The sequence below is a fragment of the Affinundibacterium macrobrachii genome (assembly GCF_014652415.1).
In the GTDB taxonomy this organism is placed as follows: domain Bacteria; phylum Pseudomonadota; class Gammaproteobacteria; order Burkholderiales; family Burkholderiaceae_D; genus Undibacterium; species Undibacterium macrobrachii.
Genome location: NZ_BMYT01000003.1, coordinates 521774 through 544973, shown reverse-complemented (window position 1 = coordinate 544973; position 23200 = coordinate 521774). Strand labels below are relative to the sequence as shown.

Here is a 23200-nt window from a genome sequence, read left to right as displayed (position 1 = left end):
TTTCTATAACGCCATCACACATGCAACTCAAAATGCCTTCAAGCCTTTTGCTTTGTCTTGCTGTTGCGTGAACCGCACCAGTCACCAATGTGGTTCTGGAGAAAAATGCTGTTGCTGTTTTCGCCTGAGTAGCGCCGCTACTCCATAAGCATCGCAGTACCCCTTTGCGTCCAATTTGATGAACAGAATTTTTCAGTTACGTCAGCGACTACATTGGCATGATTTACCTGGAAAAAAATTCGCACGTCTGTGTGCCATCATCTCTGGAATCACCAGCACGGTTGCTCATGCTGGTGGCCCACCGATTCTGGTGTATTTGATGGCGAGAAACTTGGCAAAGCAAACTTTCGTCGCCACCACCGCGGTATTTTTTACAGTGCTCAATGCGGGTAAATTATTACCCTATGCCGCAATGGGATTTTTCACGCTAGATAGTTGGAAGATTGCTGCAAGTTTGGCGATTTTTGCGCCCTTGGGAGTGTGGCTGGGCTTGTATGTATTGAAGATTATTCCAGAGCGTTATTTTTATTCGCTGGCTACTAGCTTATTGGGTATTTCAGGACTCAAGTTACTCTACGATGCGCTTCAATTATGAGGCATATTTTGCGAGTCATTGTTTGAGCAATGACTCGCTTGCCTTAGATCTAAATTAGTTTTAATTTAGCTTCAAATCAGCATCGATTTAGCGCCAGTCCAGCTTAAGTCGAAATCGTTTCTGAATAAGATTTTCCATTGATTGTGATGTTACGCAATTGCAGATTCTGCACATGATGTAAGAACCACGGTGCTTTGTCATTGCGCACGGTACCAAAGTCGCAATTGCTGATGCTGACATTTTGTATCGGCAAGATCGCTTGCTTGGTTTTGCCGTTGTAGCTGGAAGCGACTGGTCCTAGCAAAACAAATGCTTGATAACTCGAGTAATTTCCTCCACCGATATTGACAGTGCCAACTTTAATATCAGAGACGTGGATTTCAGATATTACAGGTGGGCGGATACGCACGCTGTCATCCGCTGGCGCGTAATCACAATCAATGGTGATAACCGCGCCCGCTGTTGACGGAACCGACTGCGGTGCAATCAATGAATTTGGCAAAGGTTTATAAAACGCGGGCATGGTTTTGACGCCATTCGGAATACTCACATCGCGTACATAGAAGTGACGTAGAAAACCGCCCCGATTCATATTGGTCTTCATTCGAATTGCCGTATTTAAAGGATCATGGTCCCAATTCATATTGCGGAAATCCAAATGTTGCGCATAGATATACTCAATACCTGCCGCCATCTCACTACCTAAAGTGACTGCACCGTGACCGCTATTCATTACGCAGTGTTGCACGACAATGTTACGCGTTGGACCAAATTGCGTGTCGCGGTTTTTGCCAGATTTGATCGCGATACAATCATCACCGGTATTAAAGGTGCAGTTTTCGATCAAAACAGTATCGCAAGATTCGGGATCAAAACCATCACTGTTGGGTCCCATGCTATCCATATTGACTTTGTTGATGTGTACTTTGCGACACTTGACAGGATGATGCAGCCAGAACGGTGCGGCTTGTATTTTGTAACCCTGTAATAGCACGTTATGACAGCCGATCAATTCAATCATGCTCGGACGTAAATAATGTCCAATACCAAATATTCTGCGCGAGGTTGGAATGCCCAGTTCGGACAATACCGGTAGAAAGCGTGAATCAGTACGCCATTTATCGCCTATGCCTTGCACCAATTTTTTAGCATCTTCGCTTAAGTTTGGCGCAAGCTGATCTAGATTTTCTGGGTTATTTGCATTCACATTCACTTCTGAAAATTGGATCGGCTTTTTAGGATTCTTGCGACCTTTCCAATCCCACCAATTGCCAGAACCATCTTCAAAAGGCGTGCCGCCTTGACCATCGAAAATACTGCTCCAATCTTCGCCTGTAATCGCAATATTTTTTTCGTTGTAGGCATAAATCATTGGCGAGTAATTGAGGCAATCATTGCCTTGCCAACGAGAGATCACGAGCTTGCCATTTTTGCCGCAATCGACATCGCCATATTTGGCGTAGTCAGCGGGATTGGCACTAAAGAAGACGTGTGCATTCGCAGCTAGATGTAGATGAACGTTTGAGCGTAAACGTATTGGTCCTGCACAGTACCAATTCCCAGCAGGGATCACAACGCGTCCACCGCCGGCTTTATTGCAAGCGATGATTGCTTGGTTAATCGCTTGATAGCAATCTGCTGAGCCAGTCTGAGGTGTTGGAATAACACCCTCGATTGCACCTTCGGTATCTGATGCAACTTGGCCGTTGATATTTTGCAGTTCGCACGTCTTTGCGCCAAATTGTGTAATCAGAAAATCGCGCTTGGCAAATTTAATTGGCTTAGTAAACTGCGCAATAATTTGTTCTGCATGTTTCCACGGATCGTGTTTTACAGGATTGCTCGTCGCTTGGCTCAGCGTAGGAAGTGTCGATAAGCCGAATAGGCTAGCAGCGCTAGAGTAGCGCAGTAATGAACGACGCTGTTGGTTGATTGTTTGATGGGTTGGCATGATGTGCTCGATGATTTGGGTCAAAAATTGATGTTCGTGTTTAGATGATTAAATTAAAATCTGGTCAGCATTAACGCGTTTGATTGCTGATCGAACTTAAGCTTACTTTGACCGGATCACGATAGCGTGCCGCCATTTTGTTTATGTAATCCAACCAAGCTTCTTGTGTTTTAACATCGCCCCAGCGCTCCCAAATTGCGCCTGCGTAGTAAGTCATTTTTTGACCGCTGGTGACAGGTTTCAAGATCAGATGATTGAGACTATCTTCGCTATAAGCATCCGCACCTGGAAGAATAATTGCGGTGCCAATCGCACCGTTGCTCGATTGTTCTATCCATTGTGATAAAGAAGATGATGCTTGATCTTTTTCGACTTGAATCTTGGCTTGTTGACCTTTGTCGGACGGTGTTTTATTGAGACCAACAGCGGCAATAAGTTGAGGATTGGCAGTTGATGCATTGAATTGGAACGTACTCTCAATTTTGTCGAGATAATGGCCTGCATCAATCGTGAAGCGTTTGGTTTCAGTAACGGCAACGCCTGCCGCATCCCAGCTTTGGTAACTCAGTTCAAAGATGGTGCGGATTGGACCATTCGCGAGTATTTTCCACTGCGCATAATTGATACTGGTATGTAGTTGTTTGCCGTCCCAAATGCCAGTGCCACCGCATCCGCGAGAGCGACCGACGTTATACATATCCAGACCTTCGCCTTCGTCTTTATGATAATGATCGTGTCCTTTGTTATACCAGCGATCTACGATAGGATAGGGCACGCGTTTAAACCAAATATCGATACCGCTGGTGACTAATACTTCCTTGGTCACGCCAGGAGGTGCGGGCGCTGCTAATGCAGGGCCATAGGTGCGGTGCGCAATTTTATCGGTTTCCCAAGCAAAGTCATCGAGCCGCTCTGGTATCTGTCTTGCGAAGGTTTTTGTCTCAAACACGGGCGCGACAGTATCGATTTTTTCTATCGTAAAGCTTGCTTGTTTTTCACCTGCCGCAAAGTGATGTTGGAAGATCAGTTCACCATAAGCGATACCAATTCCCTGCGGGTCTTTGGCTTGTGGCGCAATATTGGTGACCTGATGTGGCAATACTTTGCCGTGTTGATCTTTGATTGCGATTTTCTGTATCAACGCACCTGGCAAATATTGATTCACTTGCGCCCATGGAATCGTAATAGTTTCTGAAGGACGCGCATCAGCTAGCTGATGAGTTACCGTTACTTTGAATTTATCTTGAGCTAGACCGATTGCTGGCATCAGACACAATGCCAGTGTAGTTGCTCTAAGCTTGAATTGTGCATGACGCTTACCCGATGAATGTGTCTTGTGGTGGCTAGTTGTAAGCATGTCTCGTTCCTATCACTGAATTGTTTAGGTTTAGGCCGTGTTGGTATCGTTTCGATTCTGCGCTTGCTGTTTGTATTAGTGATGCTCGCGATAATCGGTTTTTGCAGCACCCGTCGGCACGTAGTGATAAGTTCTGACCTTGTGTTCAATGTTAAACGCTGGATTCTTTAACATTTGTATGACTTCGGCTCCAGCCATCAACATCGGTCCATAGCCATGCAACGCTTCGACGCTGGTCGGACGATTGTAGTAGTACGCGTGATCGCTAGCGAAGGTAGTGCCAACGCAGATTCCTTCAATCTCGCCTTTGTCGGTGATCCGTGTTGATAAACCTATCCAACCAGCTTGCGCGATAGAGCCCCAAGTACTTGGACTAATCCAGCCTTGATTGACCGCATGCGCAATCGCATACACAAACATTGCGCTCGCTGACGTTTCGAGATAGGAATCATTGCGGTCTAACATTTGATGCCATAAACCTTTGCCGGATTGAAGCTCGGCAATTCCCTTCAAGCTGGCACGCAATTGATTCAGTACTTTAGGATAACCAGGATGATTTTTCGGTAGTACGTCGAGCAGATCCGACATCGCCAATACCGCCCAACCATTCGCACGCGCCCAATAGAAGCGTGGTGCATCTGGATTGTTCTCATTCCAACCATGTGTGTATAAACCGCGTTGCGCATTAAACATATACGCGGACATTTGCAGCACATTGTTTACCGCATCGTCGAAGTAGGCATTGTCGCCGGTGAGTCGACCTAATTCGGCAAGTGCCGGAATGCTCATGTACATATCATCTGCCCATAAGGAAACCGCCTGTGGACGTTTGCGCGCGAGTGTGCCATCTGCTAAACGGAACTGCTGTTTTGAAACCCAGTTGCCGCAGATGTCGATCATGTGCTTTAAATCTGGCCCAACGTTGGCCAAGCGTGCGCGAATAAGCGCAGCACACATCGAGCCACTATCGTCTAACGAACGCGGGTCTAGAAAACGAGAAAAACTATTTGCGCGTTCCAAATGGAATTGCGCTTCTTGCGCCTTGAAATAAGGCATGGTGTCAGCGAAGAAGCGGAAGTGACGCTCGGTCATATTGGTGAAGCTTTTGTCATCCGTTGCGGCGCGCGCTTTCAATAAGCCAGAATGCACCACGCCCATCTCATACACCATGATGCCGTAGTCACCTTTGCTCGGTTCAAAGATCGCTTCTTTAATTGGCTTTTTAAAATCGCTAATCGGCGCGCCAGTCGATTTATTAATTACTCGCGTTGGCGTAGTTGATTCGAGATAGTTACGAATCTGATGTAAGGAGTCCGTAATTTCTTTAATCACGGGTTTTTTATACGGGATCGGATACGTTCCTTCGCCTTTATCCGTCAAATTAGGATTGTCTGGATTTCTATACTGTTTGTCGGCCAGTGCAATATCGCTCAACAAGCACGAGCAAAGTAAGGAGCAGAGCAAGGTAGTCTGAAGTTTCATAGCGGTCTCTTTATGATTTTGAGTTGATCGTGATCGAATACTTTAATTGCAATAGCTTAAATTTGGTCAGACCATTTTAATGTGGTAAGACCAAATATGCAATGTGGACTAGCCGAATGTCGTATTTTTATTTGAAAATAATGATAACTAAGGATGTGACTTTATTACATTCACATGCTTACACATCAAGTTTGTGAGGCGTTTAGCGAGACGAGTTATCTTATTTATGTCAATTCAGGTCAATATAGGTCGACATAAGCTTACATAAACCCACATAAGCAAACGACCAGCTAGTAGCTGGTCGTTTGTTGGGCGAAATTTAAGAAGAATACGCGAAAATTTATCCGCGTGAAAAAGTCCGGCTGACTCGATCAAGATGGGCGCGCATCGCCTGTTTTGCGCCATTGGCATCATGCGCTGCGATCGCTTCTAAGATCGCACGATGATCAAGCAGTGTTTGTTTGCGTAACTCTTCGGTTTGAAAATGTTCTTTTAACTTGTGCCACAAGCTACCGCGTTGATTCCATAAATATTCGATCACCCCAACTAAAGCACTATTGCCGGTCGCACGTGCAATCGCCAGATGGAAGTTGCGATCTGCCATTTCATTTTCGTTGCGATTGTCGTGATGACGTTCCATCTCTAACACCGCTTTTAGGATGGCATCAATTGCAGAATCGGTCGCATTCTTTGCCGCGATGGCGGCAACTTCAGATTCAATTAAGCGACGTGCAGACAACACTTCAAACGGACCTGGACCACCTTCTGGCACATCCTTATCCGCTTTCGCTTGTTCACTGACATAGACACCTGAGCCACCACGCACTTCAACAATTCCACCTAGTTCTAAGGCAATTAAGGCTTCTCGTAGTGAGGCACGACTGACATTAAGCTTGCTAGCTAAATCGCGTTCAGATGGAAGACGCTCTCCGGCTGCGATATTTTCGTCCTTGATCAGTTGTTGGATGCGGTTAGAGACAACGCGATATAAGCGTGGTTCTGGCGCGATATTTTCTAATGCAGCAGCAACTTTTTTCATTGAGTGTCGATATGGTGAAGAGCGTGAAGAAAAGCGTGAAAAGTGAAGTCAAGCAGACAAGGTTTATTCTAAATTGGTCTGTCCAATGCCGCAAGCGGTGAATGTATTGATTGCATTGTATAAACCTGAGAGGCTGTTGTTATTGCACATGCTAACAAGTTCTAAGGTAAAAGATAAATTTAATTAATAAACGCAACTTCGAGTGTCGTGGAATCAATATAATCAGCTCGTCAAATTGATTAGCTTTTTTTGCTTTATCTAGACGAATGCATCGATAGCTCAAACCTAAATACACAGAACTGAGAATTAAGTGTGATGTCTAAAGACGTGTAAGTCTGACGCAACGAATAATGCTATATAACTCTTCTTTTTCTCGAAATATGCGATCTTTACTTTTTTTTGCACCGATTCCGGCTTTGTTGATGAGTATCGTCTTGATGCAGTTTGTCGGTGTTAGCAGGTTTGTGTGGATACAACAAGTCGTAGTCAGTGTGTTCGCTCTGGGTCTTGCCTACGCAATGTCAAGACGAAACTTTGTTGCGGTGTCGACGAAATGGCAGATCTATCTAATTCTATTTTTGGGTCTGCTACTTTTTTTACCACCAGTACTCGGATCAAGTCCCGATCCGCAACGGTGGTTAGTGCTGGGAGGCTTTCGTCTCTACATTGCTGCTTGCGTCTTACCCTTACTCGTTTTACTTCTAGAAAATCTGATTCATCAAAGAAATACGCAAGCTCAAATTTGGATATTTTTCTATCCGGTCATTGCTGCGGCTTTGGCTTGGCAACCTGATGCGTCGCAAAGTTTGGCTGTCGCATTGATTGGACTTATATCGATTATGCGCACGGATAATAGGACGGTGATAAAACTGACATGCATCATTACCTTGTTAGCGGCAAGTATTTTGTCGTCTGCGCAGCCCGATCCTTTACAACCCGTGTCGTATGTAGAAGGCGTGATTCAGTTAGGCGCGACTATGCATTTGAGTATTGCTGCAATATTGTTGTTGGTGCTGGCAATTGTCCCCATCTCTTTAATTTGGATTGGACGACGACATCAACACACCACATTCTATCTGCCTGCCTTGTACTATCTTGTGATCGATATTTGTGCATTTTTACAACTTACCCCTATGCCGTTATTGGGTTTTGGTGCAGGACCGATACTTGGTTATGCTTTGATGGCGTATGCATATAGTAGACAAATTCAACAACGGTGAATCTATTGATTCTCGCTTGGCGCTGACAGGCTTAGTTTTGGCAACGAATATAGGTAGCGGCGTCCATTATTTAGTTCTAACTATTTTGTTTTCAATAAGGCTTGTTGTATCAGCGTCAGATTGCGTGACGAAGTCTTCATAAAAATCCTCTGTTTAAAATGAATCGTGCACAATGGAAACTCGATGCCGATGATTAACTTATGGAGATGCACTTGAAACCAACTAAGCAACTTATTCGATCAAGCTTGAAATTCAATTTGCGATCAATCGGAGTCGCCGTGGCGATGATGGGGGCGTTTGCACAATCTGCATACGCGGCGGATAGTGAACTCAAAACGGCAATTGCAAAAAATTATCAATCGCAGTTGAAGCCCTTATTTGAGTACTTCCACCAAAATCCTGAGCTTTCGTTTATGGAAACCAATACTGCGGCACGTCTGGCAAAGGAATTGCGTGCCGCTGGTTTTGAAGTGACTGAGGGTGTTGGTAAGACCGGCGTGGTTGCCATATTAAAAAATGGCGCGGGACCATTGGTGATGTTACGTGCAGATATGGATGGTTTGCCTTTAGAAGAAAAATCGGGTTTGCCGTATGCGTCGAAAGTACAGCAAAAAGATCCAGATGGAAAAATGCAGCATGTGATGCATGCTTGTGGTCATGATGTGCATATCACCAGTTTAGTTGGGACCGCAGTACAAATGGCTGCACGTAAGCAACAGTGGTCAGGCACTTTGATGTTGATTGGACAGCCAGCCGAAGAGCGGGTTGGTGGTGCAGCGGCGATGATGAAAGATCAAATTTGGAAACGTTTTGGGCAACCCAAATATGCTTTAGCGTTCCATGTTGATTCTGGCTCAGAAGCTGGCAAGATCGTCGCCGAAGAAGGCTCGCCATATTCTGGTGTCGATACAGTGGAGATCACCGTACACGGTATTGGTACACATGGCGCCTATCCCCATTTGGGTAAAGATCCGGTTGTCATCGGTTCGCAAATTGTTTTAGCGCTACAGACCATTGTCACGCGCGAAGTGGCGCCGCGTGAACCAGCAGTGATCACTGTTGGCTCCTTCCATTCGGGTACGAAGTCCAACATTATTTCAGACCAAGCGAAGTTGCAATTAAGTGTGCGCAGCGAAAGCAAAGAAACACGCGCTCTATTATTGTCTGCAATTAAACGTGTCGCGCTCAATACCGCGCGCGCAGCAGGTTTACCAGAAAATTTATTGCCCGAAGTGGTCGAAGTCGATACGCCAACACCTCCGACCTTGAACGACATTCCACTGACCCAGCATTTGAAAAAAGTCTGGACAGAGAAGCTAGGCAAAGACGCCTTCGCAACACCGAAAATGCGTGACGGCATGGGTGCGGAAGACTTTCCTTTCTTCGTGAGTGAACCGTACATCCCTAGCGTGTATTTTTCAATCGGTGGCACCCCAAAAGAAGATTTTGAAAGAGAAAGCAAAGGCGGCCCAGCCGTGCCAGGTCATCACAGTCCTTTATTTAAAATCACACCTGAACCAGCAGTACGGGCAGGCGTTGAAGCGAGTGTGATTGCTTTGTTGGATTTGTTGAAGAAGTAATTGAACTGATTTTGATGTAACTTCATAAGGCGGTTGACATACCGCCTTTGTTTTTTCTAAAAGCTATGGTCAAAGCTTAGTCTGAGTTGCCGATAATAGCGATTATAAGATAGGAGTGCCTTGCAAATCGCTCATTGATTTGTTGAAGGCTTATTTAGTATCGCCTGCAATTTCGTCCAGAATTGCATTTCCTAGATGAGTAACATCACCCCAGTCGATGAGTGAGAGCTCACCGTTTTCGAAAGAAAAGCGATTGATGCTAGCGTTGTAAATGGTAATGGTCCGTTCGGCATTCAGTGGCAGCTTCATCGCAGCACGATAGGCGCATTCGAGTACGCCGCCGTGGGCAACGATGGCGATTTTCTTGCCTTGATATTGGGCTGCATAGTGCGAAATTGCATCGATGGTTCGATGCTGAAATTCTCGTATGCTCTCACCAACATTGTTGCGATCGTCTTGTTTGGCAGGAAAATGAAAATCAGGATCGCGCGCGCGCCATTGCGCGTACTCATCTGGATAAAGTTCAGGTAGTTCGCTGTATAGCTTTCCTTCAAAATCACCAAAGCAGCGTTCGCGCAATGCTGCATCGATTTTGGTCGGTATGCCTTGTAAGCGGGCGATCTCGCCAGCCGTTTGCATTGCACGCTGTAAATCGCTAGAGATGATGGCGGCCAGCGCTTCATGCTGCAATCCGGCGGCAAGTGCTTTGGCTTGACGTTGCCCCTCCGCATTGAGTGGGATATCTAAGTGACCTTGCAATTTGCGTACAGCGTTCCATGCTGTTTCGCCGTGACGAATGAGTAAAATTTCTGTGCGCACTTATTGTTCTACTTTATTTATCTGCTTTGGCTTTGGTTTGTAACCAAAAGGTTACGGGGCCGTCATTGGTCAGCGTGACTTTCATATCTGCACCAAATTGGCCTGTTTCGACGCGTGCATGTCGTTGTTTTGCCAACGCGACAAAGTGATCAAATAATTGTTTGCCGAGTGCAGGTGGCGCTGCTGGTGTGAATGACGGTCGCGTACCAGATTGTGTATCGGCGGCAAGGGTAAATTGTGGCACTAGGAGCAAGCCGCCTTGTACATCAGTGACGCTGCGGTTCATTTTGCCAGCATCGTCTGAAAATACGCGATAGCTGAGCAATCGTGTGAGTAATTGCTCAGCATCTTTTTCGGTGTCATTGCGTTCAGCGCAAACTAGCACCATCAATCCAGCGTCGATCGCGCCTATGGTAGCGCCATCGACGACGACTTGGGCATGTGTGACGCGTTGCAGTAAAGCGATCATGCTGTCAGTGTGACTTTCGCAAATTTACGTTTGCCAACTTGCAGCACTACCGTACCTGCCTGTACTTGTAATTGCTTGTCGCTGATCACTGCGCCGTCGATACGCACACCACCTTGATCAACCATGCGCATCGCTTCTGAAGTGGACGCACACAAATTAGCCTGTTTCAATAATTGTGCAATACCAATAGGTGCGCCGCTTAAAGTCACTTCAGCGATATCGTCAGGGATGCCGCCTTTTGATCGATTTACAAAATCTGCCAAAGCATATTCTGCCGCTTGTTTGTTGTGGAAACGCGTGACGATTTCTTGTGCAATGGCGACTTTGATGTCGCGTGGATTTTGCCCTTCTGCGACAGATTTTTTGTATTGCGCGATTTGTTCTAAGGAACAGAACGACAGCAAATCATAGTAACGCCACATCATTTCGTCAGAAATACTCATGACTTTGGCGAACATGGTGTTGGCTGGTTCGGTAATCGCGATGTAGTTGTTTTTCGATTTGGACATTTTTTCCACGCCATCTAAACCTTCTAGTAATGGCATCGTCAAAATACATTGTTGCTCTTGTCCATAGTCTTTTTGTAGTTCACGACCGACCAACAGATTGAATTTCTGATCTGTTCCGCCCAATTCCAAATCCGCATGCAAAGCGACAGAGTCATAGCCTTGCATCAAGGGATACAAAAACTCGTGCACAGAAATCGGCGTACCTGCTTTAAAGCGTTTGGTGAAGTCATCGCGCTCCATCATGCGCGCCACGGTGTATTTAGACGATAATTGAATCAAGCCACGTGAGCCGAGCGGATCACACCATTCGGAGTTGTAGCGAATTTCTGTTTTGCTTGGGTCTAATACCAAGGATGCTTGCTTAAAATAAGTTTGCGCATTTTCTTCGATTTGTTCACGCGTCAATGGCGGGCGAGTTGCGTTGCGGCCAGATGGATCACCAATCATTGAAGTGAAGTCACCAATCAAGAAAATGACGGTATGCCCCAAATCTTGCAATTGGCGCATCTTGTTCAAGACTACGGTGTGACCTAGGTGTAAATCAGGTGCTGTAGGATCAAGTCCTAATTTGATGCGCAGTGGTTTGCCAGTTTTTTCACTGCGAGCTAGTTTCTGTGCAAATTCAGATTCAATTAATAGTTCATCGACACCGCGTTTGGTAACTGCTAATGCGTGTTGCACTGCATCAGAGAGTGGCAGAAGAGTCGTTGCGCTAGGCGCTTTATCATTGGATTGTGGCAAAGTCATGATGGTATTTACTAATTAATTAAATAGAATTCGAGATGAATCAAAGTATGTCAAAAAGTTTTGTAACAAGACTAGCGAAAAAAGTCGCTCGCTCGCATAATCGTTAGCTTGCATTATTCGCCATTTGCTTTACAATCGGGCGACTAATTTTCGCCCCCATTTTTAATAATAAATTGATAAAAATAAAAGAAGTGGGTTTGCAAACAAGCTATTTGGTGCCAGATTTCATGATCTGACAGCGAAATATCAATTTTAACTTATTGCATGCGTTTATCCGATAAATTCCGTCAATTAGCTGCAACTACGCAAGTTAAAGTCAAATCCCTGATTGAAGTCAGCATTGCAAATGCACGTGGTATGCGTGCATCGCGCGTGATTCCTTTTACAGGCTTGTTCTTTGCCGTATGTGCAGTGGGTGCGGTCGGTGTTGCTCCATTGGCACCAGACGCTTCCAATCTTCCCGTCAAGACGGTGACGCAAGATTTGGTTTTGCCATCTTTAGATGAGCAAATTTCTAAAATCGTGTTACAGCAACAGCACTATGTCAAAGAAGAAAAAATCCAACGTGGCGACACCTTGGCTTCTTTGTTGCAGCGCCTAGGCGTTGATGATGTTAATGCGGCTAATTTTTTAAAAACTGATCCGGTTGCGCGCGGCGTATTGCAAGCGCGTGCGGGCAAATCGATTCGTGTAAAGACCACCGATGAAGGTACCTTAGAGTGGTTGCGCGTGGGTTTGGATGGCAACGATAACGGTGCTAAGACTTTGCTCGTAACTCGACGTGATCAAAATGGATTTCAAGCTGCTGAAGTGAATGAACAACTTGAACGTCGGATTGAAATGCGCTCAGGTGATATTCAATCTTCCTTGTTCGTTGCAACGGATAAGGCATTGATTCCAGCGGCGGTTGCCGATCAAATCGTGAAGATGTTTGAAACAAGTATCGATTTTCGTCGTTTGCAACGTGGAGATTATTTCAACGTTGTGTACGAAACTTTCTGGCTCAATGGCGAATTAGTGAAGACCGGACGTTTGTTGTCTGGTGAATTTAAAAATTCTGGCAAATTGTCGCAAGCTGTTTGGTTCGATGAAGGTGCTGGTGAAGGTGGTTACTATAGCTTTGATGGCAAATCATTGAAAAAAGCTTTCTTAAAATCGCCGCTTGAATTCTCTCGCGTATCTTCCGGTTTTTCTATGCGTGTGCATCCAATCTCAGGTAAGTGGAAACGTCATACTGGCATCGATTTCGCTGCTGCAACTGGAACACCAATCCGCGCATCGGCGGATGGCACCATCGAACACGCTGGGCCACAAGGTGGTTATGGCAATATGGTGATCATTAAACATTGGAATGGTTACAGCACTGCCTACGCACACATGAGCCGTTTTGCACCGGGCGCTCGCAAAGGCACGCGAGTGACACAAGGTCAAGTGATTGGTTATGTTGGCTCCACCGGCTGGTCAACTGGACCACATTTGCATTATGAGTTCCGCGTTAACAATGAGCCGCGTGATCCGAATACCATTAGCGTGCAAAGTGCAGCTGCTTTGGCGGCGCATGAGTTGCCGAAGTTCAGAGCAGTTGCTGCTGAAATGGCACACCGTTTTGATTTATTGCGACCAGAAAGAAATTCCGCAACTTTGGTCGCGGCACGTTAAGCTATAGCTTGCATGTCAACGAAGCCGAACCTAGTTCGGCTTTTTTGTTGTAAACACCTATTTTGAGCGAATGCTTATGCAAGAAAAATCGACCTACTATATTGGACTCATGTCAGGAACGAGCTTGGATGGTGTTGATGGCGTATTGGTTTCCTTACCCGAAGCTGAAGGCGCAAGTTTACAATTGCATGCCAGCGCGCACATTCAATTTTCTTTCGAGTTAAAACAGCAAGCGATGCAATTGCAGCAGTCAGGCGAAAATGAGATAGAACGTGAAGCCTTATTAGCAAATCAATTGGTAAGGATTTACGCTGACTGTGTACACGCGTTATGTCGCCAGTGCCCAGATGTGTTAGTGAAAGCGATTGGTGTGCATGGGCAAACTATTCGGCATCGACCTGATTTGGGATTTACTAGACAAACGAATAATCCCGCACTGTTAGCGGAGTTGACTGGAATTGATGTCATCGCTGATTTTCGTAGTCGCGACATCGCGGCGGGTGGGCAGGGCGCGCCCTTGGTTCCGGCATTTCATCGCGCGATGTTTGCCAAAGAGGGCGAGTGCCGTGTGGTGTTAAATGTCGGCGGTATTAGCAATATCAGCGTACTGCATGCAGATGGCCGCACGATAGGATTTGATACTGGCCCAGGTAATTTGTTAATGGATGCTTGGATACACCAATATCATGTACTTGCTTACGATGCCGATGGTGCGTGGGCTGCTCAAGGACAAACGCATGACGGTTTGCTTGCGAGTTTGTGTGATGAAGATTTTTTTAAGATGCCGCCACCAAAAAGCACCGGAAGAGATCTTTTTCATTTGTCGTGGCTGCAAGCCAAGTTGGCGCAGTTTGCCACATTAAGCCCAGTCGATGTGCAAGCCAGTTTGTGTAGTTTCACTGCTGCGACGATTAGCGATGCGATTGCGCAATTCGCACCAGACTGTCAAACAGTCTATGTATGTGGCGGTGGTGCTTACAATCAAACCTTGATGCAACAACTCGCAAATCGGATGCCGCACAGACAGATCGATAAGACCGATAGTTTGGGGATTGCTGCGAATCATGTAGAGGCAATTGCGTTTGCTTGGCTCGCACAACGATTTGTGCAAAGAAAGACGGCTAACTTGAGCGAAGTAACCGCGGCACGTGGCGCACGAATTCTCGGCGCTTTATATCCAGCCTAAATTTATTGATAGACGATGAATCAGATTATGACAAACAAGTTTCTTTATATCGCCGACCCAATGTGCTCTTGGTGCTATGGATTTAGTTTGGAGTTGCAAACATTTTTAGCTGATATGCCAGACGCTGAATTGGATATTGTATTGGGTGGATTGCGCGCATATAACACGCAAAAAATGGACGCAGACCAGCGCCATATGATTTTGTCGCATTGGGAAAAAGTACAGCAAGTGAGCGGTTTACCGTTTGATATGACAGGCTTAAATAAGCCAAATTTTATCTATGATACGGAACCTGCATGTCGTGCCGTCGTCGCTGCGAAAATGCTGACGCAAGATATGCCAACGAAAATCAATTTCGCCGTGTTTCAAGCGATTCAGCATGCCTTTTATGCAGAGGGAAAGGATATTACCCAAGAGGCTGTACTTGCAGAGATCGCGGTCGAAGCGCTGAACCGATTCGAGCAAGCGGAAATTTTTGATTACGATAGTTTCTTAGAGACGCTCTCTTCTGCAGAATGTAAGGATGAAACACGACTGCATTTTCAACAAATCCAACAGTGGGGCGTGCGCGGTTTTCCAGTTCTATTGCTAGTTAGAGAAGATGGCTTGCATATGTTGAGTTCGGGCTATGCAAAGGCTGAAGTGATTGCTAGAAATTTCAAAGAAGTTTTGCAGGGTTTTAGTTGAATTGATTAAAAAATATGCAGAAAAATATTAAACAAAATAAAACTTGTCTGATGTATAATATTGCTTCATATTTTTTGAAAACTATATCTAGAAAGATCGGAAATTCTCTAATGAAAAAGACAGCTTTATTCACTTCTTTGTTCGCCGTATTTGCTTTGTCTGGCTGCGCATCTATTTTGAATGACAAGACACAAGCAATTAATGTTTCTGCATCAAATGGCAAGGAAATCAGCGGCACGATTGATGGTGCGACATTTAAAGCACCAGGAGTTGTGAATGTCACACGCGAAAACAAAAATAAGATGGTATTGGTTTCAACCGATGGTTGCGCAAAAGAAACTTCAGTAGAGAAATCTGTTGATCCAAAGTTCTTTATTAACATCCTCAGCGGTGGTGCGTTCGGTTCTACAACAGACTATTCCACAGAAAAAATGTGGCGTTATTCAGAGAATGTTGTTGTTTCATGCAAATAATTCGCGTTCCCGTTAGCAAAAAAAGCGGCTCTCTAGCCGCTTTTTTTTCATTACGTTTTCTAATTTCCTTTTGTTTGGGATGCTGGTGTAGTCAAGCCATTCCTGCTGCAGCACAGCATCAGTCACCAGAAAACTTGCACAAATATTTTGAACTGGCGCAGCAAAAGAATTTGGCTAGACACCCTGTGTGGTCAGGTCTGCTACACGTAAGCAATGGTCGACCCAATATTTATAGTCGTCAATTTTTATTGACAGCAGATTCTTTTTCCTTGGTTGCAGAATTAAATGCGACGCTAGAATTACTTTACGGTGGCGAGAGGAATCAGCAATGTCGCTTCCCGGCGCGTTATTTGTGGTTGCGTCAGCAGCTCGATCTACCCGAATTGTCATTGCAAGATTGCACGGAGTTTCAAGAGTTTAAAACGCGTGCGCCAGCAACAGAAATTAGTCTTGCATTTGCTTCTGAAAATTTGGCGCAGCCCTCAAGTATGATGGGGCACATCTTTTTGAAGTTGCGTGGACTTGATTCGAATGGTAATCCACTTGAACATGCGATCTCATTTTTTACTGATGCAGGCGGCATCAATATCCCCAAGTTGTTTTATGAAAGCATGGTCGTTGGTAAAACTGGTTACTTTAGTCTATCTCCATATCAAGAGAAGATCGCACTCTATTTGGGCGAAGAGCAACGTAGTATTTGGGAATACTCTCTTAAATTGAGCGCTTTTCAAAAGGAATTGATACAGGCGCATTTAATTGAATTGCGTCAAACCGACCTAGTATATTTTTTTCAGAAATATAACTGTGCTACGGTCATTGATTTTGTATTGTCACTAGCCGCAACTGAGCCATTAAACAATACCGGATTTTGGTTAACGCCCAAAGACGTGGTGAAACGCGCTGAAAAGTTAAATCTAATTGAACAAAGCCGTTTGATTTCACCAAATCGATGGTTGATTCGGGCATTACGTGAGCAACTACCTTCTGATCAAAGTAAAGCAATTCAAGAAGATATCGATGCCCTGCGTCTACCCGAGGTAACTCAGTTGGAACCGAATCAAGCCTTCCTGCATTTGCAGTTGGCGAAAGCTTATCTTGCTTATCAAACAGAAACCACAAAGTTTCAAGACAAACGACTAGCGGTGCTAAGCAATTCACTCAAGTCAAAGATTTCGCACGAATTGCAGGAAAAATATCCAAGTCATGTTTTGCAAGTGCTGGAACAGAAGAATCCGATAGAGTCGCCTCAAGACTCGCAGATCGCGATTGGCTTAACGCGACGTGATGAGCAAACTTATTTGCGTATGAACTTAACTCCAGCTTCGCATCAACTTGATGATGATAATCGTCAGTATTTTAGCGAGACTGAGTTACTTTTGTTTGACGTGTCGATACTCAAAGATCTTCGCAGCAGACAAATACTACTCGATCAGTTCACCGTTTATTCCGCAAAATCATTGATTCCTTATGATGCAATGAGTGGAGGTATTTCAGGTGCTTTTCGTATTGGAGTTGCGCCTCACTATGATGCGCAACTGCGTTCTAATAAAGCAGCATTTATCGAAGGTGGGCTTGGTATAACACATCGTGCAGGCAATGATTTGGATAGTTTTGCACTTCTTGGACTTGGTGTGCGTTGGCAATCAGGGCGGGCGCAATTGTACGCTCAGCCAGAAATAGGCTTTATATTGCGTGAAGTATTTGATATGAAATCACGGATTTCTGTCGTAATGACATCGGACCTAGCAGGGAATGATCAATCTCATATGCATTTTCGTTTTGTCCAGTCTAAATATTTCAAATCTAAAGACGTCTCTTTACACTTGAGCATTGATCGCATTCGTTCAAGTGAAAAAACACTGTCGCAATTTGAATTTAGCTTAAAAAAGATGTTCTAGTTGTTGCGCTTGTTGCTAACAAAATCGAAGATAATGAGCGAGCTATCAACTTGGTTCAACTTAAATAAGCTAATCCTATGCCTTCATTATCTTCCCGATTGCAAATTGCTCCGCAGGGGCCGGAATTTTCTCGCATTGTTTTGGGTTTGTGGCGTTTATCTGCTTGGCAAATGACGCCTGTCGAGCGCGTTGCTTTTCTACATGCAGCTTTAGATCTTGGCATTACGACGATAGACCAAGCAGACATTTATGGCGACTATACAAGCGAACTTTTGCTGGGCGAAGCATTTGCCTTGGAACCGCAATTGCGGCAGCAGTTTCAGATTGTGACGAAATGCGGGATTCAGTTTCCTTCGGCGCAGAGGCCGCATCAACGTGCGCATATTTATAATACGAGCGCTACACATATTATTGCCTCGGCAGAGAATTCTTTGCGTAGCATGCGCCTCGAGAAAATTGACTTGCTCTTGATTCATCGTCCTGATCCATTGATGGATGCCGATGAAATTGCAGATGCATTTTCGCAATTGAAGCAAGCTGGCAAAGTCAGTCATTTTGGCGTGTCCAATTTTTCCCCGGCACAGTTTGAATTACTTGCATCGCGTTTTCCTCTCGTTACTAATCAAGTGGAATGCTCTTTGCTGCATCACGCGCCTATCTATGATGGAACCTTTGATCAGTGCCAACGACTTCGTATGTCGCCGATGATTTGGTCAGCGCTCGCTGGTGGACGTTTGTTTAGCGAGCAAGGCGAGCAAGCGCAAAAACTACAAGCACAGTTGGATCGTATTGCCAGTGAATTGGGCGTTACTGCTGCATGTGTTGCCATCGCATGGATTTTACAATTGCCTTCTCGTCCTATGGTATTAACCGGCTCTAGCCGAGTAAAAGTATTGGCGGAAGCGGTGCAGGCCTTGAATTGTCCTTTGAGTCGTGAACAGTGGTTTGATTTGTGGCGGGCCGCTAGCGGGACAGAATTGCCCTAAAAATTAGTGTGGGCTTTCGATCTGAATTATTAAAAAATACTTTTCAGCAAGAATAAAACAGCGTATAAAAGAACACTCGCTGGCTACGATTTTGTCATCGTGATTATTTAATGTTGATGCAATGTTGACGCGAATCGCATCGAAGAAAGATAAATCGATGACGCTTGTTCGATGCAACTGGTATGGCAGTTAAGTCTATATCTATGGGGCAATAATTGAAGATTGTTCGTCCATATTTACGCCGCTTTTTGCGCGCTCAACGTCTACCTGCAAGAGATCTCCAATTCTGGCGAGATCAAATGCTCAACGCCATTCTCTCCGTCGCATTGGTGCTAGGAACGCTGACGGCTATTCCTAGTGTCATTATGGCGATCCGCGATGCTCTCTATTCCATCGTTTTGATCGATGTATTGGCAATTAGCTGGTTGTTTGTTTTATGGCGAGGGCACTTCCTTAGCTTTAGCGCAAAAAGCTGGAATTTTTTATTCATCGTTTATGGTGTCGGGGTCTTTTTCCTATTTAAAGTTGGCCCAGTCAGTCAGATATATTTAATGGCGGTTCCTGTTCTAGCCGCACTGCTGCTAGGTTTGCGCTCCGCTGTTTTTGTCTTGGTTCTAAATGCGGTAACGCTGATTTCAGTTGGGTACGCGTTTGATATCGATTTGCAGTTTGATCGTTATCACGACAAGCCATTTTTACGCTGGATTATCATCACTCTCAATTTCACCTTTATTAGCTCGGTGATCACGGTTTCATGCGCGGTTTTATTGCGCCGCCTCGAAGAATCATTACGTAAGCAATTGCAAATTAGTTTGTCTTTGCAAGAAGAGCAAAATTCCTTGAAGAAGGCGAACGAAGAATTGCGATTGATTTCAGCAGCGGTCGAGAATTTGAACGACATGGTGATGATTACTGATAGTAATTTGCAAGAAGATGGTCCGCATTTAGTGTTTGTGAACAAGGCCTTCGAGCGTAGCACTGGCTATAGTCGCGCAGAGGCAATTGGGCGTAATTTGGAAATGTTATACGGCCCCAATTCTGATATTCACGAAGTACATCGAATTCGTTCGGCAATGAGCACACGACAGGCGATTCGTTCAGAAATCATTAGCTATACAAAATCTCAAGAAGAATTTTGGTTGGAAGTCGATATTCGTCCGATTAATGATCAGCAGGGAAAATGCACGCATTATGTGGCGATTGAACGGGATATTACAGATCGGAAAAAGGCAGAGTTAGATATCTATCGTTTGGCATTTTTTGACGTACTAACCGGTCTTCCGAATCGACGTCTATTACGTGATCGCATGGGCGTGCAACTCGCCAATGCGCAACGAACTGGTAACTACAGCGCAGTCTTGTTTATCGATTTGGATCACTTTAAAACGATCAACGATGCGCGCGGGCACGCAACTGGTGATTTGCTGTTAGTGGAAGTGGCAAGTCGATTAAATCAATTATTGCGAGAAGTCGATACGGTAGCGCGTATCGGTGGTGATGAGTTTGTTGTGTTGGTCGACAGTCTTGATCCGCATATCGAAGTCGCGGGAAAACTAGCGTTAACTATTGCAGAAAAAGTTCGCCATGCGCTTTCTCAGGATTTTATTTTGAACGGGCAAGTGTATAGCTCAAGTTGCAGTATCGGTGTTAGCTTGATGCCTAAAGCCGGACAGAAAGCAGATGATCTATTGCGAGAGTCAGATACCGCGATGTACAGAGCTAAATCTGCTGGTCGCAATCAAATTGCCTTCTTCGAAGGAAATATGCAAATCGAGGTCGAACAACGTTTGACACTTGAACGCGATCTGGCGAAAGCCTTGGAGCAAAATGAATTACAGATGGTGATGCAGGCGCAAGTCAATAAAGATGCGCAAGCGGTTGGCGCTGAATTATTAATGCGCTGGAATAGTAAGACACGCGGCATGGTTTCACCCGCCTTATTTATTCCTTTGGCGGAAGAGTCGGGCTTGATTGTCAAAATTGGTGATTGGGTTTTGTCCGAAGCTTGCACTATATTGAAACGTTTGCATGCAAACGGTTTTCAATTTCCGCTATCGATTAATGTCAGTCCTAAGCAATTTCGGCAAAAGGATTTTGTCGAGAAAGTGCGTTTAATTTTAGAGCAGCATCAGGTCAGTGGTGAATACTTAATATTTGAGGTGACCGAAGGATTGTTCATTGATAATTTGCCTGAAACGATCTCACGTATGAATATGCTGGCGGATTTAGGAATACGTTTTTCGATTGATGATTTTGGTACTGGCTATTCGAGTTTGAATTACTTAAAACGTTTGCCTTTGTATGAACTAAAAATCGATAAAAGTTTTGTGCAAGATGTTCCTGGTGATGCGAACGGGATGGCGATCGTTGTTTCAGTCTTATCGATGGCAAAACAATTCGGATTAAAAGTGGTTGCTGAAGGGGTCGAAACGATCGAACAAGCAAATTACTTGATCGAGAATGATTGTGATTCAATGCAAGGTTTCCTCTACTCACGACCAACCTCGCCCGATGTTTGGATTGCGAATCAAGTGCCGTCTGCTGCATAAGTGAAATTACTTATGACGCTCGTGGAAATTGAGCAGAAATGAACCGTCGCTGAAGAACGCAAGTATAATTCGGGCTCAATTAGCTGGTGGCTGGTATTACTTGTTATTTATTCGCGCTTAAGAGACTTATGATGATCGCAACTTCAACCAATCAAAACAAACAAGCAGGGGCGTTTAAACTCGGTATTGTTGTCGGTATTGTCTTGTTGCTTGTCGCCATATTTGCCTACCAATCATTTAATAGCAAGCAGGCTGCACCTAAGTTAGATTTCACCAACATTCAAGGTAAAACACTGACACAGCAGTCTTTGCAAGGCAAAGTGTACATGGTCAACTTCTGGGCAACATCATGCGCGACCTGTATTAAAGAAATGCCGCAGATGATCGCAAGTTATGAAAAATATCGTTCACAGGGGCTAGAGTTTTTTGCAGTAGCGATGAGCTATGATCCGCCAAACTACGTTTTAAATTTCACCGAAACCAGAAAGTTGCCATTTCAAGTTGTACTCGATCATCAAGGCAAAATTGCTCAGGCTTATGGTGACGTCAAATTAACACCAACAACCTTTGTGATTGATAAGCAAGGCAATATTGTTAAACGATATGTTGGTGAACCTTCATTTGACGAATTAAATCAATTACTTGCAAAAGAACTCGCGAAGTCTTGATTTGATTTCGGCTCGTTGATTTGATTCATCTTTGTTTTTTTCTTGTGATAATGGATCAACAAATCACAAGAAAGTCTATTGAAAAGCTCCTCTAAATTGAAAAAAATTGTTCGTCCAAACCCACAGTTTGGCGCAGTTTTGCTAATTATTTAGGCAGCTTTTCAGGTAGAATAGCGCTTCCTCGAAATTCCTCCGATTCTCCCAAGGTTCTACATCGTGCACATTGGCTCCTATCAGCTCAAGAATAATATTTTTGTCGCGCCCATGGCGGGTGTTACGGATAGACCATTTCGCCAATTGTGTAAAGACTTGGGTGCGGGATATGCGGTATCTGAGATGGCGGCATCAAATCCTAAATTGTGGGAAACCGAAAAGTCCACGCGCCGTACCAATCACGAAGGTGAAATGGAACCCAAGGCAGTGCAGATCGCCGGAGCAGATCCCAAGATGTTGGCGGAATGCGCGAAATACAATGTCGATAAAGGTGCGCAAATCATCGATATCAATATGGGGTGCCCGGTCAAAAAAGTCTGTAATGCCTGGTGCGGTTCGGCTCTGCTACAAGATGAAAAACTCGTCGGCGAGATTTTGGATGCGGTAGTTGCGGCGGTCGATGTGCCCGTGACTTTGAAATTTCGCACCGGTTGGGATAGAGCGAACAAGAATGCTTTGCAAATTGCCCGTATTGCCGAATCGGCCGGGATTGCGATGTTGACTTTGCATGGACGCACGCGTGCCGATGGCTACAAGGGAGATGCGGAATACGAGACCATTGCCGCAGTGAAGGCACAAGCCGGTATTCCCGTAGTAGCGAATGGTGATATTACGACACCTGAAAAAGCCAAATACGTGTTGGAAGTGACGGGTGCTGATGCCATCATGATTGGTCGTGCGGCGCAAGGACGTCCATGGATTTTTAGAGAAATCGATCATTACTTAAAGACCGGCACGTATTTACCAGCGCCTTTAGTATCGGAAGTTAAAGCTTTGTTAGACCGTCATTTGCGCGAGCATTATGCGTTTTATGGTGAGTTTATGGGTGTGCGTACTGCGCGCAAACACATAGGTTGGTATGTGGAAGATTTGGTCGATGGCGAAGCCTTTCGCCAGCAAATGAATAAGTTGGAAACTTGTGAGGAACAATTGGCGGCGGTCAACATGTTTTTTGATAGTCGACCGACAGAACGGTTACAATACCGCCCCTCCGAGATAAATACGAACGATGAATTAGCGCAGGCCTTAGCTGCTTAAGCTTTTCTCATTGCTTTTGTTGTGACGATTTTGGTGGAAGTTTTATTTAGTTTAACCCTTGAATTCACGGCGGTT

At 44.8% G+C, this 23200-nt stretch carries 19 protein-coding genes; 12 read left to right on the top strand and 7 right to left on the bottom strand.

All coding sequences use genetic code 11. The features are described from left to right. Positions 1 to 178: 178 nt before the first annotated feature. Positions 179 to 595 carry a sulfite exporter TauE/SafE family protein gene (locus tag IE103_RS11205; RefSeq protein ID WP_189346186.1) on the top strand — a complete coding sequence of 139 codons (417 nt, stop codon included), beginning with the start codon at positions 179 to 181 and terminating at the stop codon, positions 593 to 595. A 103-nt stretch (positions 596 to 698) separates the two neighbouring features. Here IE103_RS11205 and IE103_RS11200 read toward each other — a convergent pair whose 3' ends face one another. From IE103_RS11200 to IE103_RS11185, 4 genes are all read right to left on the bottom strand, one after another. Then, positions 699 to 2546, bottom strand: a complete 1848-nt coding sequence (locus IE103_RS11200; RefSeq protein ID WP_189346185.1) for a glycoside hydrolase family 28 protein — start codon at positions 2544 to 2546, stop codon at positions 699 to 701. Between the two features lie 70 nt (positions 2547 to 2616). After that, positions 2617 to 3903: a DUF4861 family protein gene (locus tag IE103_RS11195; protein WP_229827232.1), complete on the bottom strand. Its 1287-nt coding sequence runs from the start codon at positions 3901 to 3903 to the stop codon at positions 2617 to 2619. A gap of 75 nt (positions 3904 to 3978) precedes the next feature. After that, a complete protein-coding gene (locus tag IE103_RS11190; RefSeq protein WP_189346184.1) occupies positions 3979 to 5385 on the bottom strand; it encodes a glycoside hydrolase family 88/105 protein in 1407 nt (468 codons plus the stop codon). A gap of 340 nt (positions 5386 to 5725) precedes the next feature. Next, complete coding sequence (locus IE103_RS11185) at positions 5726 to 6424, bottom strand: FadR/GntR family transcriptional regulator (RefSeq protein ID WP_189346183.1); 699 nt, start codon at positions 6422 to 6424, stop codon at positions 5726 to 5728. 380 nt (positions 6425 to 6804) lie between these two features. Here IE103_RS11185 and IE103_RS11180 point away from each other — a divergent pair, with 380 nt between their 5' ends. Together IE103_RS11180 and IE103_RS11175 are read left to right on the top strand one after the other, a co-directional pair. Beyond that, entirely contained in the window at positions 6805 to 7644 is an 840-nt protein-coding gene (locus IE103_RS11180) for a hypothetical protein (RefSeq protein WP_189346182.1), read from the top strand. Positions 7645 to 7856: 212 nt separating this feature from the next. Beyond that, positions 7857 to 9224 (top strand): amidohydrolase, encoded by a 1368-nt coding sequence (locus IE103_RS11175; RefSeq protein WP_229827231.1) that lies wholly within the window; start codon positions 7857 to 7859, stop codon positions 9222 to 9224. 150 nt (positions 9225 to 9374) lie between these two features. On the opposite strand, the gene IE103_RS11170 is transcribed toward IE103_RS11175, so the two are convergent. From IE103_RS11170 to tyrS, 3 genes are read right to left on the bottom strand one after another with little or no spacing between them, the layout of a single operon-like run. Continuing rightward, positions 9375 to 10043 carry a histidine phosphatase family protein gene (locus IE103_RS11170; RefSeq protein ID WP_189346181.1) on the bottom strand — a complete coding sequence of 223 codons (669 nt, stop codon included), beginning with the start codon at positions 10041 to 10043 and terminating at the stop codon, positions 9375 to 9377. 13 nt (positions 10044 to 10056) lie between these two features. Then, positions 10057 to 10512: a D-aminoacyl-tRNA deacylase gene (dtd, locus tag IE103_RS11165; protein WP_189346180.1), complete on the bottom strand. Its 456-nt coding sequence runs from the start codon at positions 10510 to 10512 to the stop codon at positions 10057 to 10059. After that, entirely contained in the window at positions 10509 to 11768 is a 1260-nt protein-coding gene (gene tyrS / locus IE103_RS11160; RefSeq protein WP_189346179.1) for a tyrosine--tRNA ligase, read from the bottom strand. Before tyrS ends, dtd begins: the two co-directional genes overlap by 4 nt. A gap of 264 nt (positions 11769 to 12032) precedes the next feature. Between tyrS and IE103_RS11155 the strand changes: the two genes are divergently transcribed. From IE103_RS11155 to dusB, 9 genes are all read left to right on the top strand, one after another. Next, positions 12033 to 13427: a M23 family metallopeptidase gene (locus IE103_RS11155; RefSeq protein ID WP_189346178.1), complete on the top strand. Its 1395-nt coding sequence runs from the start codon at positions 12033 to 12035 to the stop codon at positions 13425 to 13427. Positions 13428 to 13503: 76 nt separating this feature from the next. Next, complete coding sequence (locus IE103_RS11150) at positions 13504 to 14613, top strand: anhydro-N-acetylmuramic acid kinase (RefSeq protein ID WP_189346177.1); 1110 nt, start codon at positions 13504 to 13506, stop codon at positions 14611 to 14613. 27 nt (positions 14614 to 14640) lie between these two features. Beyond that, positions 14641 to 15300, top strand: a complete 660-nt coding sequence (locus IE103_RS11145; protein WP_189346176.1) for a DsbA family protein — start codon at positions 14641 to 14643, stop codon at positions 15298 to 15300. Positions 15301 to 15410: 110 nt separating this feature from the next. Next, on the top strand, positions 15411 to 15773 hold the full coding sequence (locus IE103_RS11140; protein WP_189346175.1) for an adenosine deaminase: 363 nt from the start codon (positions 15411 to 15413) through the stop codon (positions 15771 to 15773). Between the two features lie 170 nt (positions 15774 to 15943). After that, entirely contained in the window at positions 15944 to 17671 is a 1728-nt protein-coding gene (locus IE103_RS11135; RefSeq protein ID WP_189346174.1) for a lipoprotein N-acyltransferase Lnb domain-containing protein, read from the top strand. A gap of 77 nt (positions 17672 to 17748) precedes the next feature. Next, on the top strand, positions 17749 to 18657 hold the full coding sequence (locus tag IE103_RS11130) for an aldo/keto reductase (RefSeq protein ID WP_189346173.1): 909 nt from the start codon (positions 17749 to 17751) through the stop codon (positions 18655 to 18657). Positions 18658 to 18872: 215 nt separating this feature from the next. Further along, a complete protein-coding gene (locus tag IE103_RS11125; RefSeq protein ID WP_373295237.1) occupies positions 18873 to 21206 on the top strand; it encodes an EAL domain-containing protein in 2334 nt (777 codons plus the stop codon). Between the two features lie 131 nt (positions 21207 to 21337). Continuing rightward, a complete protein-coding gene (locus IE103_RS11120; RefSeq protein WP_189346362.1) occupies positions 21338 to 21874 on the top strand; it encodes a TlpA family protein disulfide reductase in 537 nt (178 codons plus the stop codon). 216 nt (positions 21875 to 22090) lie between these two features. After that, positions 22091 to 23125, top strand: a complete 1035-nt coding sequence (gene dusB / locus IE103_RS11115) for a tRNA dihydrouridine synthase DusB (protein ID WP_189346171.1) — start codon at positions 22091 to 22093, stop codon at positions 23123 to 23125. Positions 23126 to 23200 lie beyond the last annotated feature (75 nt).